Origin of the sequence: Methylobacter sp. S3L5C (genome assembly GCF_022788635.1) — a bacterium.
Lineage (GTDB): Bacteria > Pseudomonadota > Gammaproteobacteria > Methylococcales > Methylomonadaceae > Methylobacter_C.
Map to the genome: position 1 here is coordinate 2,758,265 of NZ_CP076024.1, position 12,840 is coordinate 2,771,104.

General features: G+C 45.9%; 11 protein-coding genes. All 11 read right to left on the reverse strand.

Features of this window, described 5'->3' with window-relative positions; translation table 11 throughout:
• Positions 1 to 67 precede the first annotated feature (67 nt).
• The 11 genes from aqpZ to cbiD all read right to left on the reverse strand — a co-directional run bounded on the left by aqpZ (position 68) and on the right by cbiD (position 12,829).
• Entirely contained in the window at positions 68 to 754 is a 687-nt protein-coding gene (gene aqpZ, locus KKZ03_RS12320) for an aquaporin Z (RefSeq protein WP_243217140.1), read from the reverse strand.
• 631 nt (positions 755 to 1,385) lie between these two features.
• Positions 1,386 to 2,402 (reverse strand): adenosine deaminase, encoded by a 1,017-nt coding sequence (locus tag KKZ03_RS12325; RefSeq protein WP_243217141.1) that lies wholly within the window; start codon positions 2,400 to 2,402, stop codon positions 1,386 to 1,388.
• A 387-nt stretch (positions 2,403 to 2,789) separates the two neighbouring features.
• The gene (locus KKZ03_RS12330) at positions 2,790 to 4,223 is read right to left on the reverse strand and encodes a cobyric acid synthase (RefSeq protein WP_243217142.1); all 1,434 of its coding nucleotides are present in this window, start codon (positions 4,221 to 4,223) and stop codon (positions 2,790 to 2,792) included.
• Positions 4,220 to 5,239: an aminotransferase class I/II-fold pyridoxal phosphate-dependent enzyme gene (locus tag KKZ03_RS12335; RefSeq protein WP_243217143.1), complete on the reverse strand. Its 1,020-nt coding sequence runs from the start codon at positions 5,237 to 5,239 to the stop codon at positions 4,220 to 4,222. The genes KKZ03_RS12330 and KKZ03_RS12335 overlap by 4 nt, the downstream gene beginning before the upstream one ends.
• A 23-nt stretch (positions 5,240 to 5,262) precedes the next feature.
• Positions 5,263 to 6,570 carry a cobyrinate a,c-diamide synthase gene (locus KKZ03_RS12340; protein WP_243217144.1) on the reverse strand — a complete coding sequence of 436 codons (1,308 nt, stop codon included), beginning with the start codon at positions 6,568 to 6,570 and terminating at the stop codon, positions 5,263 to 5,265.
• Positions 6,571 to 6,581: 11 nt separating this feature from the next.
• On the reverse strand, positions 6,582 to 7,712 hold the full coding sequence (locus tag KKZ03_RS12345) for a GTP-binding protein (RefSeq protein WP_243217145.1): 1,131 nt from the start codon (positions 7,710 to 7,712) through the stop codon (positions 6,582 to 6,584).
• On the reverse strand, positions 7,694 to 9,241 hold the full coding sequence (gene cobJ, locus KKZ03_RS12350; protein WP_243217146.1) for a precorrin-3B C(17)-methyltransferase: 1,548 nt from the start codon (positions 9,239 to 9,241) through the stop codon (positions 7,694 to 7,696). The genes KKZ03_RS12345 and cobJ overlap by 19 nt, the downstream gene beginning before the upstream one ends.
• 189 nt (positions 9,242 to 9,430) lie before the next feature.
• A complete protein-coding gene (locus tag KKZ03_RS12355) occupies positions 9,431 to 10,177 on the reverse strand; it encodes a cobalamin biosynthesis protein (RefSeq protein ID WP_243217147.1) in 747 nt (248 codons plus the stop codon).
• Complete coding sequence (cobM, locus tag KKZ03_RS12360) at positions 10,174 to 10,956, reverse strand: precorrin-4 C(11)-methyltransferase (RefSeq protein ID WP_243217148.1); 783 nt, start codon at positions 10,954 to 10,956, stop codon at positions 10,174 to 10,176. The genes KKZ03_RS12355 and cobM overlap by 4 nt, the downstream gene beginning before the upstream one ends.
• Complete coding sequence (gene cobI, locus KKZ03_RS12365; RefSeq protein WP_243217149.1) at positions 10,953 to 11,687, reverse strand: precorrin-2 C(20)-methyltransferase; 735 nt, start codon at positions 11,685 to 11,687, stop codon at positions 10,953 to 10,955. The genes cobM and cobI overlap by 4 nt, the downstream gene beginning before the upstream one ends.
• Complete coding sequence (gene cbiD / locus KKZ03_RS12370; RefSeq protein ID WP_243217150.1) at positions 11,684 to 12,829, reverse strand: cobalt-precorrin-5B (C(1))-methyltransferase CbiD; 1,146 nt, start codon at positions 12,827 to 12,829, stop codon at positions 11,684 to 11,686. The genes cobI and cbiD overlap by 4 nt, the downstream gene beginning before the upstream one ends.
• Positions 12,830 to 12,840: the final 11 nt, after the last annotated feature.

The following is a 12,840-nucleotide window of genomic DNA, read 5'->3' on the forward strand; positions in this document are numbered from 1 at the left end:
TGATCGATAATGAAATAAATTTTTTTCGTGCCTTTTATATTTCTTGTGAACTCTGCTTTTAGGTCGACTAATCTTCGCTGTTGATAAACCGATAGGCTAAAGCCCCCAGCAAAGCTCCAATAATGGGTGCAACCCAAAAGAGCCATAGTTGGTTTAAGGCCCAGTCTCCAACATAAATGGCAACGCCCAGGCTTCTTGCCGGGTTAACTGAAGTATTGGTGACCGGAATAGAGATTAAGTGTATCAGGGTTAAGCTCAGGCCAATAGCCAGACCGGCAAAGCCATTTGGCGCATTTTTGTGAGTGACGAATAAAATGATGAACAGGAACATCATGGTCATAACAATTTCTGTTAACATTGCCGAAGTTAAAGAGTATCCGCCAGGTGAATGCTCACCATAACCATTGGCGGCAAAACCTCCGATAGCCGTAAAATCGGCTTTCCCGCTGACAATAAGGTATAAAACTCCGCCAGCAATAATCCCACCCAAACATTGAGCAATAATATAAGCTAATAGTTTATTTGCCGGAAAACGGCCGCCCGCCCAAAGTCCGATCGATACAGCCGGATTCAGGTGACAACCTGAAATGTGACCTATCGCATAAGCCATAGTTAAAACGGTCAAGCCAAATGCCAAAGCCACGCCCAAAAAACCAATACCAAAGCCTGGAAATCCCGCAGCTAAAACAGCGCTACCGCAACCACCAAGAACCAACCAAAATGTTCCTAAAAATTCAGCACTATATTGTTTCATATATCTTCTCCTGATTTAAGCATAAATAAAAAGTCAGGGACCTAACATTTAATGAAGAAACTTCATATTATCGGCTGAATTTAGATCGCTCAGATTGTTAACTCTCACCGAACATTGCAAGTTATCCACTTGATTAATATGTAGTATTATGTTGGAATCTGTCTGAATACAAAGTACGAGCAGAACCCGCACATAGTGTTTCAAATGCTATCATTTTATCTAAAGAACCTACAAATTTTTTAGTAGTGGTTTATTCTATAAAACACCGGTGAAATATGTTTTTGCAGGTGATTTGAGTATGTTGTTTGCGAGCTACATTTTCAAATAAATAGTTGCTATTTCCACAGATACCTTCCCTTGAATGGCATAGGTATCTACACAAGTCCTACTGCTCCTTCTCCAAAGGGAGAAGGTTGATGGGAATGTAATTACTTGATTTTATTCTCCTCGGCAATTGTTCCTGCATTGCTCTACCTCCTGCATCCGTGCAGTCGTCACCCCAACCCTCTCTAACAGGAGAGGGAGCTTGGCGCTTCTGCAACTCATTGTTTTTATTATGAGGAAAAGTTGTGTAGATACCTATGCTTGAATTGATGGTATCTGTGGAAACTCTATACGAGCCAATTACGACTCATCCAATAGTCAGCATCCAATTCTCCAGATGCTTTGATAGGACTTGTTTGCTATTTTGATCGAGGAAACTAGCTTCAATGGCATTGCGCGTGAGCGTGACGATATGTTGTTTTTCAAGGTTTAACGCTTCGGCGATGCGCTGTAAATTATCGGTCATATAGCCGCCAAAATAGGGCGGATCATCTGAATTCACTGTTACTTTTAAGCCCTTTTCCAACATCGTGCGCAAAGGGTGATGATGCAAATCCTTGACGACGCCAAGTTTTAGGTTGCTGAGCGGGCAAACAGTTAGAGCAACTCCTTCTTTCACCAGTCGCGCAGTCAATTTTTTATCCTCCAAGGCACGGTTGCCGTGGTCGATCCGGTCCACTTTTAAAAGGTCAAGCGCTTCCCATATATACGCTGGCGGACCTTCCTCTCCGGCATGAGCAACAAGTTTGAAACCTTCAGCACGGGCGAGGACAAAAACACGCTCGAATTTCGACGGCGGATGACCCACTTCGGAACTATCCAAGCCGATTCCGATGATTTTATCCTTATAGGGCAGGGCCTGTTCCAGAGTTTTTAGCGCATCTTCTTCGCTGAGGTGGCGCAAAAAGCACATTATTAAATTAGAGTTGATACCCAGCTTTTTCTTGCCGTCATTCAAAGCGTGGGTAATGCCGTTCAAGACGATTTCAAACCCGACTCCACGTGATGTGTGCCCCTGCGGGTCGAAGAAAATCTCGGTGTGCATCACGTTATCGGCTTGGCATTTTTTGAGGTAAGCGAAGGTCAGGTCATAAAAATCCTGCTCGGTTTGCAACACATGCATACCTTGATAGTAAATATCGAGGAAATCTTGCAGGTTGCCAAAATTATATGCCTGCCGCACCTCGGCAGCGTTGGCAAACGGCAAAGTAACGGCGTTGCGTTTCGCCAAATCAAACAGCATCTCCGGTTCGAGACTTCCTTCGATATGGATATGCAATTCAACCTTTGGTATCTTGGCGATAAAGATATTCAAATCGGTCATGGTATTTAATTAATGGTTAGAAATATCTTCCTTTTTGGTACAAATATAACTGTCCTTAAAACGGACATAAACCTGATTTGTACCGCAGAGAACGCAGATTTTTAAAGTCCTTGTAAGATTTGCTCTTTTTTGTTGGTAGAGAGCGCCCAGGTTTTTTTCAGTAATAATTGCCAAATTGTTGATTTTGCGACATCCGTTGATATTAATTGTTGGATATCATTGAAGCACCCAAGACAGTTTTAATGCCATTGATTGAAATGTCGCCTTTATATAATTGTTTGGCAAAGTCGGGATTAATTTTGTCATCCTGCGTTGATAATTATCTTCCCACACTTCCTTTAGCTTATCTCTCGCCAATTCAGGATAGATATCAACCTCTTATTTATATTAATCAGCCCGCAAAGCTTTTAAAATAGGGTTTATATCCAGATTTTTCTCTACACCATCAGTAAATTCTTGTATTTCTTTTTTACGATAATCACCGTAATCATAACCTTTATAGTCAGCATGAATTTTCTTAAAGTAATCATTACGAAATTCGTTATTATCAAAAATAGCATGTACATGTGTACCAGCAACATCCTGGTTTAAATTTAGTGAATAATTGATACCATGAGTTTCTGGATAATAAAGAGGATATTTAGCCATGCGTCCACAGTGTATTTCATAGCCAGTTAGAGATTCATATGAAAACAATTGGTATTGCCCACGCGCGAGTATTTTTGGACTTTGATAAACAACGATATCATCAATAAACCCTAAGCCTATTTCTACACAAGCGGTTTCGTACTCCAATCCATCAGCGTCATGTAAACTCTGTGAGAGCATCTGATAGCCGCCACAAATACCAAAGATAGTTTTTTTAAATTGCTGAATTTCCTTAAATAAGCCTTGTTCTTTCAACCATTTTAAATCGCGTATTACTGTTTTGCTGCCAGGTAATATCAATATATCAAAATTCCCTAATGACTGATAAACATGAATTAGTTCAATATAAAGCTCTTCATCAGCCATCAGTACATCTAAGTCGTTGTAATTACTAAAGCCAGGATAAGCAATAACTGCAACCCTGATTTTAACGTCATTTAAACGCTGTTTATAATTACTTAATGACTGTGAGTCTTCCATGTCAATGTTTAATTGTTTAAATGGCAACACACCCAACACTGGTACGCCAAATCGTCCGGTTATTATTTTTTCACTTTCAATAAACAAATTTCTATCGCCTCGAAACTTATTAACAATGACGCCAATAAGATTAGAGCGCATCACTGGATCCATAAGAGCCAGCGTACCATAAATTGAAGCAAATACTCCTCCACGCTCAATATCTGCCACTAATATGTTTTTAGTATTAAATGTTTTTGCGATAAAGGTATTTGAAAGATCTTTATGTAACAAATTTAACTCTACTGGTGAACCGGCACCTTCAGCAATAATTAAATCATAACGTTCTTGTAATGTAGAAAACGCCTTCCTTACCTGTTCTTTTAAATAATCCATTTCTGCATAATAATTAACAATAGATTGATTTTTATAAACTAATCCATTAACAATTACTTGCACTATGCCTTTGCCATGTGACTTAAGCAAGACAGGATTAAACAAATAACTAGGCTCAATACGGGCAGCCTCAGCTTGTAAACATTGAGCACGAGAAATTTCTCTACCCTCCTGTGTTACCCCAGAATTATTTGAGACATTTTGAGCCTTAAACGGTGCTACTTTCATCCCTCGATCTGCCAATATCCGACACAATGCCATCACGATAGTAGTTTTTCCCGCATCTGAACTCGTTCCTAACACAGCTAATGGCTTCATAATGCGACATTATTTAATGCACTCGACAGTTTCAATATTGCTGTTTCATTTTTTACAGCAAAGCGTACATAGCTTTTGTCCAGGCCGACAAAATTATCGCAAACCCTAATAAGTATCCGCGATGAAACCAACCTCGATTGTAACTGATGACCGTCACCATTATTCGCCAATTTGGTCAGTAAAAAATTAGCTTCCCCAGAATAAATTCGCATAAACAAACCAGAAGTTTGCAGTGCATGTCTTAATAAGTCGCGTCGATACGCTGTCTGCTTTCGTGTTTGTTCTATAAATATCTTATCTGCCAAGGCTTGCTGAATATATGCCATATCAAAACTGGATAGTTTCCACGCAGGCTCTAAGCGTTTCAATGCTTTTATCGCTTGGGCAGTAGCCGACATAAAACCAATCCTAATTCCTGCACAACCGTAAAATTTACTTAACGATTTAATCACATAGAGCTTATCGTACTTATCAATATATTCAACTACCGAATCTGCGATACAAAAATCCAAAAATGACTCATCAACAATTATTGTGCAGTCGTCCATTTGCCATTGCTTTAATAATACCTGCATATCATAAAGCTGCCCATCCGGTGTAGATGGATTAACAAATATGACTGTGCTATTTTTTGGTACCGGCGAAGTTAAAGACTCAAAACGATCGATATGATGTAAATTGCAGCCCAGTTGCTCTGCAAGCCTTGCATACTCACCATATAAAGGTGCATATAAAACCAATTCTTGGGGGTGTAAGTGCTTCAATAAGGCAAAAATAGCAGCACTGGCACCGTTAAATACTTCAATATCAACACCTGCCGGATAAGGATAACGCACTTTAATTGCCTCTTTTAATAATCCGTAGTCAGGATCTTCATAAGGCCCCAACTGAACCGCTTGCAAACAATTAAAATCAACAGCTTGCTCTGGATTGATGTTAGCAGAAAAGTCTATAACCTGCTCTGGATGACAGCCAATATGCTGCGCAAACCGATAAATATTACCGCCGTGGTCCATAATTAGTTTTAGTTCGTGATATTTTAATTGATGAATAACTGTGCGACAGCAATTGCATTAGACGCAAAATAACAATGGAGATAGCTGGCCGTTAATCTTTTTAGCTGAAAAATGCTTTCACCTGAAGAGGTATTGTATAAGCGTTCCCCTTGAGCAATAGGATGAATCGGAGTTTCAATTAACGAATGGTGAAAAGTGTGACCGCGTATTACTCCCCCCGGCATCGGTGCGGACTGATAACCCAAGCCTTGCAAACGGTTTTGCATGACCGCGCATCCAGACATTAAACCAACCATATGTCCATATTCACCGGCTTTATTAGTGATCGATTCTAGTAAATACAGTAGTCCGCCGCATTCAGCGTAAATCGGTTTGCCTTGCCGAAAGTGTTTTTGTAACGCCAACTTCATCGCTAGATTATTTTGCAAGGTTAACAAGTGTAGCTCTGGATAACCACCCGGCAGATAAAGGCTATCAACGTCTGGAAGTTTACTGTCTGTAAGCGGAGAAAAAAATTTTAGAGTCGCCCCCATTCCTATTAGCAAATCCAAATTGGCTGGGTAAATAAATGAGAAAGCATTATCACGAGCAATACCGATACGCACATCTGAGAGCAACTTTGGTAGTAAGTTTGATTCAGGCTGAGAAAATGCAACTGCTTTTGGTAAGGCTGCCAACTTTGTCAAACCAATAGCCGTAGCTGCTGCAGATATGCGCATTTCAATATCGCTAATTTCATCAGCTTGCACCAGTCCCAAATGCCGTTCGGGCAAAACAAATTGCTTATCGCGCGGCATACCACCCAAATAACGAATAGTGGACGGCATGCCTTGCATGATCATTTCAGTATGTCGATCACTGGCAACGTTATTGGCTAAAACCCCGGCGAAATTTAAATTTTTCCGAAAGTTGGCCAGCCCGAAGGCAATAGCACCCAAGGTTTGTGCTGTTCCTGTGGCATCGATCACAGCTAATATTGGCAGCGAGAAGTGTTCAGCAATATTGGCACTACAGGGATCTCCATCAAACAAGCCCATAACACCTTCAATCAAGATTAAATCTGCCTCTAGTGCTGCTTCGTATAATAGGCGTTGGCATTCAGCTTTACCTAACATCCAGAGATCTAATTGATAAACCGGCAAACCACTTGCGTGTTCCAATATCATAGGATCAAGAAAATCAGGGCCGATTTTAAATACTCTTACTTTACGGCCTTGATTGACATGGTAGCGAGCTAGAGCGGCAGTAATCGTGGTTTTTCCATGGTTTGAGCCAGGTGCGGTAATCAATAACGCAGGGCAATGACATGATTGCGAGTTAGAAGGCTTCACTATAAGTCGTTTTATTGCCATTGCGTTGCTGTCAATTGTGATAAAAGTTCTGCTACCTTGTTACGGTTGAGATGATAACCGATAAAAACAATTTCGGAGACTTGCGATGATTTTTTTGCGGCATAACGGCTGATGACCATGCGAGTACGCACGCCTTGCACGAGCAGCGCATCCTCCGGATTTTCTGCAAGTATAAAACCTTTGACGCGTAAAACCGGTTCCGCCTTGGCCGTTTCCGTTAGTGCCATTTTAAGTGCTTCCGGTTGTTGCGGGTCCGGACTGCGCAGCACGAACGACAACCAGCCGGAATCCTGTTCATGAAAATGTTTATGCGTCGCCAGACCATGACTGTGGCTAACCAGACCGGAATGTGCATGACCGTCAACCAAGCCATGATTGCTTAAAAGTTTGGTATTGTCACCAGACATGGAGACTATCGGCGTAAAACGGTGGTTATGCGTTAACAACGTCGGCTGATGCAGGCGCAATCCCAAGGCCAGACGAGTATCCAGTTTTGCCTGATAAGCCAATTCCAGAAAGCGTACATTGGGAGCCCTTTCACGGATGCGCGTTTCAGCAGTCAGCAAATCATCTTCATCCAGCCTATCGATTTTATTTAATACCACAACATCGGCGTATTCGAGTTGCTGTTTAAAAAGGGTTGCTACGGCAACTTGCGGATTAGACATCATTTGGCAGTCATCGAATTCATCGGCCAGCAATAACGGGGTATCAACCACGGCTAACGTTGCATCAAGAATGAAGCTTACCGCCAGTTCGGGCGTTTGCAATAATTCCATAACCGCTGAGGGCAAGGCCAGGCCAGATGTTTCAATCAAGACATGATCGACCTGCGCACGGCGTTCTGCAATGGCTAGCAAGGTAGGAACAAAAAGGTCATCATCACTGTATGCAATCAGGCCGTGTGCAAAATCGTGAATCCGAATGTGCTCATTGCCATCAGCGCTGTCACGCATTAGCGCGCCGTCGATGGCAACTTCACCAAATTCATTGATCAGCAATGCGAGGCGTCTGTTCTGTCTGACTTTAATCAGGTTACTCAGCAAGGTCGTTTTACCTGAACCCAGAAAACCGGTGACGATGGTAACGGGAATCAAGGCATTCATGCTGGGTGTTGCCATATCTGTGCGTGCTTGACAACCTCATCAAAATTCGAAGTGATCAGCGGATAGGTGAGTTGTGGACGTTGAATGACCAGTAACGGAATAGCCAGCGCCTTTGTTGCGGCGACTTTAGCCTGATAGCCGCCCGCATCGCCGGAATCCTTGGTGATGACGCAATCAATCGCCCAATCACGCCACAATGCCTCATTGAACGCCTGCGAGAACGGCCCTTGCATTGCGCAAATATGGCTACGCGGCACGCCCAAATCGATTGCACGCTGAATAAAATCAGGTTCAGGGGTAACGCGTACAAACCATTCGCATATGTCCGCATCCGGGGCTTTAAGAAACGTCGCCAAATCCTTGGAACCCGTAGACAGAAAAATGCGCCGACCCAGAGCCATGACTTGCTCAGCAGCCTGTTCCGTGGAGCTGCACAATAGTCCGGAATCTGTTGAAAAGGAACTGGCTCGTTCATAGCGCAAATAGGGAATGCCAAGAGTTTTCGACAGCCCCATCAATTGTTCCGACATTAAGCTGGCATAAGGATGGGTCGCATCGATTAATCCCCGCGCCTGATGTTGCTGCAATGCCTGCTTGCGCGCTTCAACGCCTTGCTGTCCGGCCCAGACGGATACGCCAGGACAATTCTGTGCCGCTATCTCACCACCATAGCCGGTGGCCGTGGACACCACAACGGGATAACCTTGATCGGCCAACTGACTGGCAAGCGCATTTCCATCACTGGTTCCGGAAAAAACCCACAGTGCCTGCTTTGGTAAATCCTCGGCAACCGGTTTTGCGGTAGTGGATTCCCAAGCGTTATAGCCGCGTGGTGTGAATATAAATCCCCGTTTACGTTGGGTAAAGCGATTGCCGATTACGATGGTGGTGAGCATATCAAACTGCAAGGACGGCAGATCCTCTAAATGATGAATGCTGACTTCCTGACCGGGGCGATAAGCGTTACGCACTACGCCGCACAGCGTTTTCGGTGATTTCGATTCCAGCATGATAGCCAGGATGCGATAAACGCCTTCCTGCCTAACCGCACTCTGCACGTTATAAAGTACGCAGGCCAAATCGGCCTGGGCAATATGCCTGCCGCGTTGCTCAATCCAGTCCCATGGACATAACAAATCGGATAAGCTCAGTGTGGCAAAGTCGTGTGACAACGGCGAGCCCAATAATGAGGCACAGGCATTGGCGGAGGTAATGCCTGGGATCACATTGACGTCGTATTCGTCATCCTCCCGCATTTCATCAAACGCCAGCGCCGCCATGGCATAAATGCCAATATCGCCACTGGAAATTAAGGCTACTTTTGCACCGCTACGGGCTTTTTCAATGGCCAGCAAGGCTCGCTCGCGTTCCTGAGTCAGTGGTGGCGTGTGAATTTCCTTGTCTTTTATCCAAGGTTCAATCCAGCGTAAATACAGATCATAAGCTACGATCACATCACTGTCCCGCAATGCCGCTTCAGCACGGGGTACGATCAAATCGCTAAATCCCGGTCCTACCGAAACCAAATTTAAAACACCTTTCATTCTTTTATCCACTAATTGTTAATCTGTAATATTTAAAAGCTATCACCACGAAAGACACGAAGAAAAAATATAAAACTTCGTGATCTTCGTGTCTTTGTGGTGAATTATTCCAGCCGGGTAGGGTGTGCCATGCGCGCCTTTTTCGATTCATGAATCCCTTGGCGCGCGAGGGACGCCCTACTCAACCATTTACTGATTATCTTCAATCACTGCCACGGCGACGCCGTTTAGAGCCATTTTAGGTACGATCAACTTGCCGCGCGGACTGGCAATCAACGCGCAAGGTTCGCATACTCCGGGCAAGCCGACATTCTGCTGCACCCAGTCTGAAGCTTTGGTTACCCACGGCCGTGCCGCCACGGTTGCACTTGCCAAGACGCGTAACGGCAAATCGTGCTGTTCGCAAAACTCCAGCAGACCGGGTTCATTTGCCTTTAAGTCTATGGTGACCAACTCACGCACTTCGATTAACTGCCGCTCACCCAACGCCTGTTTTACGGCTGCGGCAATTTGTTCGACTGATACGTTTTTACGGCAACCTATACCGACAACCAAGGGTTTCAAGGCTTCGGTTGCCGTAGTGATCACCGGCACCGCTCCGATAGCATTGGCGACACGATAAGCCAGGCGATTGGCGCCGCCTTCATGACCTGCCAGCAGCGAAACGGCAAAACGTCCGGCTTCATCCAGCACTACCACCGCCGGATCGGTGTGTTTGTCCTGCGCCAAACCATCAAGGAAACGTACCGCAATGCCGCTAGCCGCTATCATAATCCACTGTTTGTGTAATCGGTAGACAGCGGCGAACTGGTCTTTCTGCGTGACAGCCGGATTCAGCCAAGGCCGATAAAGCATACCCCCCAATTGGTTTTGTAGTACAGTTACAAGCGTTTCACTTTCCGGGCGGACTAGCCAAATTCCAAGTCGTGGATTCATTCCTCTGTCGTCGTTTTCTGCTTCTTTACTACCCGAAAAATATGTGTGTAATCCTTCGCATATAAGCGGGATTCTGAAGGTACATGATCACTCAGCGCTTCGCCTACCAGCAACATAGTCGTGAGATTCCAGTCACTGTTTTTGATCTCGGCAAGCAGTTGGCCTAGCGTGCTTTGGTGAGATTTTTCCTCCGGCCAGGTAGCCCGATAAACCAGGGCGACCGGCGTATCATCGGGGTAATGCAGACGCAGATCGGCAACTATCTTATTTAAATGCGGACCCGACAAAAAGATACACATGGTTGCACGGTGTTCGGCCAGCAGCGCAATCGATTCGCTGTCCGGCACGGCTGAGGCACGTCCTGAAACACGCGTTAGAATAATGGTTTGTGATACTTCCGGTTTGGTCAGTTCGGCTTTGATGGCCGCCGCTGCCGCAGTAAACGACGACACTCCTGGGATGATTTCATAATCAATAGCCAACGCATCCAACCGACGCATTTGTTCGGCGGTAGCGCCATAAATAGCGGGATCTCCGGAATGCAGGCGTGCGACATCGATGTCTTGTTCCAGTGCGCGTCGATAACAGGCTTCCTGTTGCTCAAGATCGAGCTGGGCGGTATCGATGATTTCGGCATCGGCGTGGCAATGCACCAACATGTCTTTCGATACCAATGAACCCGCATACAGAACCATGTTGACCCGGCCCAGAATGGCAGCGCCACGCAAGGTGATCAAATCTGCGGCACCGGGTCCGGCGCCGATAAAATAAACTTTCATGAATGTCTTTTCTCTCTGGGTGTTTTACGAATCAGTAACGTGGCAAGATAACCCATCGCGTCGGTTGCGTTTAAACCGCCTACATCGGTGGACAGCAGTTCATCCTCCAGGCCTATGCGACGGGCAAAAGCGCAGTGTTCGGCAATGCCCATGTTGCACAATAAATCCAGTACCCAAGGCAGACGTTTGCCTATTTTCATCAGTACGATAATATCATGGGTTTCGATGTCGCGGCGCAGACTGGCTGCATCCTCCGGACATGGTAAAATCAGCGTGCGCTCCTTGCCTTCGCCTAACGGCCAACTCATTGCTGCCGCTGCTGCCGCATAACTGGTGATACCCGGAAAGGTACGCTGCGGCAAGGTCGGCAACAGTTCTTGTAAAGCCGCCAGGATATAGCTATAGGTGGAGTAGGTCAGCGTATCGCCGATGGTCAGATAGGCAACATTAAGTCCGGCGCGTAACTCGACCGCTATCGTTTCAGCTAATTGAGCGTAATGCTCACTAAGCACCGAACGATCGGTATCCATGTGAAACTCAATTTCCCGTATCCGCTCCGGCGCAATGGCGATGCCTGTAAGACACCGCAACGCGACCGAGCTTTCGGAGGTTGTAGCGCGCGGTACAAAGACCAGGTCGGCCTGATGCAAGGCTTCAACCGCTGCCAAAGGAATGTAACCCACTGGCCCCGGTCCTACGCCGATGCCCCAAAATGTACCCAGTTTACTCATTGTGCTCCCAAGGTCTTGCCATTCAAATTAAATAAGCGCACTTCAACACGGCTTACTGCCGGAGTGCGTTGGTGTACAAGCACGGCGATACGCCGTTCAATTTCCAGCCATAACGCCTGCGCGCCGGATTCGTGCTGTGATCTTTCTATTGCCGCTTCCACGGTATTGGCTTGCGCTATAGCTTGTTCGAAATTGCTGTTAAATCCCAGCTCTGCTGCAACATCCGCTACCACACTCATGGCCATGTTGCTTTTGCTGGAATGCGTGTCCCAATCGCCTGCCAATACTTTGGCCAGTTTGCCCGGATGTCCCAGCAACCAAAGCACGTCCAAACCACGCTGTTCTTCTGACAAGGCTTGCTGCAGAAAATCCAACGCGTCACCCAGAAAATTGGCGATTTGCACGGCTCGCTGCGTAGGCAGTCCGAGCATTTCTTTGGCGTATGTACGGCCAATTTTCCCCGGAAGGAAGGCAATGCTTGGTGCATCACTACCCAGCGCAACACGCACATAGACTTCGATGGAGGCAATCCACGAGGCCAACGACAACGGCTCGACTATGCCCGACGTGCCAAGAATCGAAATGCCACCGACGATGCCGAGCCGGGGATTAAACGTTTTTTTCGCGATAATTTCACCGTTTTCGCAACCGATGGTGAGATCAAAACCGGTGTTCAGGTCGGCTGGCGCTTCATGTTCCAGCATTTCAGCGACGGCTGTTTGCATCATCAGACGCGGAACCGGATTGATGGCAGGCTCACCGACAGCTACTCTTAAACCCGGTTGTGTCGCAGTACCGACACCTTTTCCCGCAAAAAAACGAATCTGGCCAAGCTTGTTTTTTCGCACAATGGCAAAAATAATTGAGCCATGCGTGTTGTCGGGATCATCGCCGCCGTCTTTGATCACTTCGGCGCGTACTGAATGATCATCCAGCCAACGCACGGCCTGAACCGGGATTACTAAATAGTGATGATTATCGGGTAAAGTGACCGGCACCAGATTGGGGTATTCGCTACGCAGCATTAGATAGAGTGCGGCTTTAACTGCCGCTGTGGCGCAACTGCCGGTCGTGCGGCCGCGACGTAAACCGTTAGGCGCTAGCACATCAAGATCGAATTTTTCCGGTTCAATTTTATCCATAGATTACTTGC

Coding starts and splice junctions, on each gene's coding strand:
- aqpZ (WP_243217140.1), bottom strand. CDS start 754: ATGAAACAATATAGTGCTGAATTTTTAGGAACATTTTGGTTGGTTCTT.
- KKZ03_RS12345 (WP_243217145.1), bottom strand. CDS start 7,712: ATGGCAACACCCAGCATGAATGCCTTGATTCCCGTTACCATCGTCACC.
- KKZ03_RS12355 (WP_243217147.1), bottom strand. CDS start 10,177: ATGAATCCACGACTTGGAATTTGGCTAGTCCGCCCGGAAAGTGAAACG.
- cbiD (WP_243217150.1), bottom strand. CDS start 12,829: ATGGATAAAATTGAACCGGAAAAATTCGATCTTGATGTGCTAGCGCCT.
- cobJ (WP_243217146.1), bottom strand. CDS start 9,241: ATGAAAGGTGTTTTAAATTTGGTTTCGGTAGGACCGGGATTTAGCGAT.
- KKZ03_RS12330 (WP_243217142.1), bottom strand. CDS start 4,223: ATGAAGCCATTAGCTGTGTTAGGAACGAGTTCAGATGCGGGAAAAACT.
- KKZ03_RS12325 (WP_243217141.1), bottom strand. CDS start 2,402: ATGACCGATTTGAATATCTTTATCGCCAAGATACCAAAGGTTGAATTG.
- cobM (WP_243217148.1), bottom strand. CDS start 10,956: ATGAAAGTTTATTTTATCGGCGCCGGACCCGGTGCCGCAGATTTGATC.
- KKZ03_RS12335 (WP_243217143.1), bottom strand. CDS start 5,239: ATGGACCACGGCGGTAATATTTATCGGTTTGCGCAGCATATTGGCTGT.
- cobI (WP_243217149.1), bottom strand. CDS start 11,687: ATGAGTAAACTGGGTACATTTTGGGGCATCGGCGTAGGACCGGGGCCA.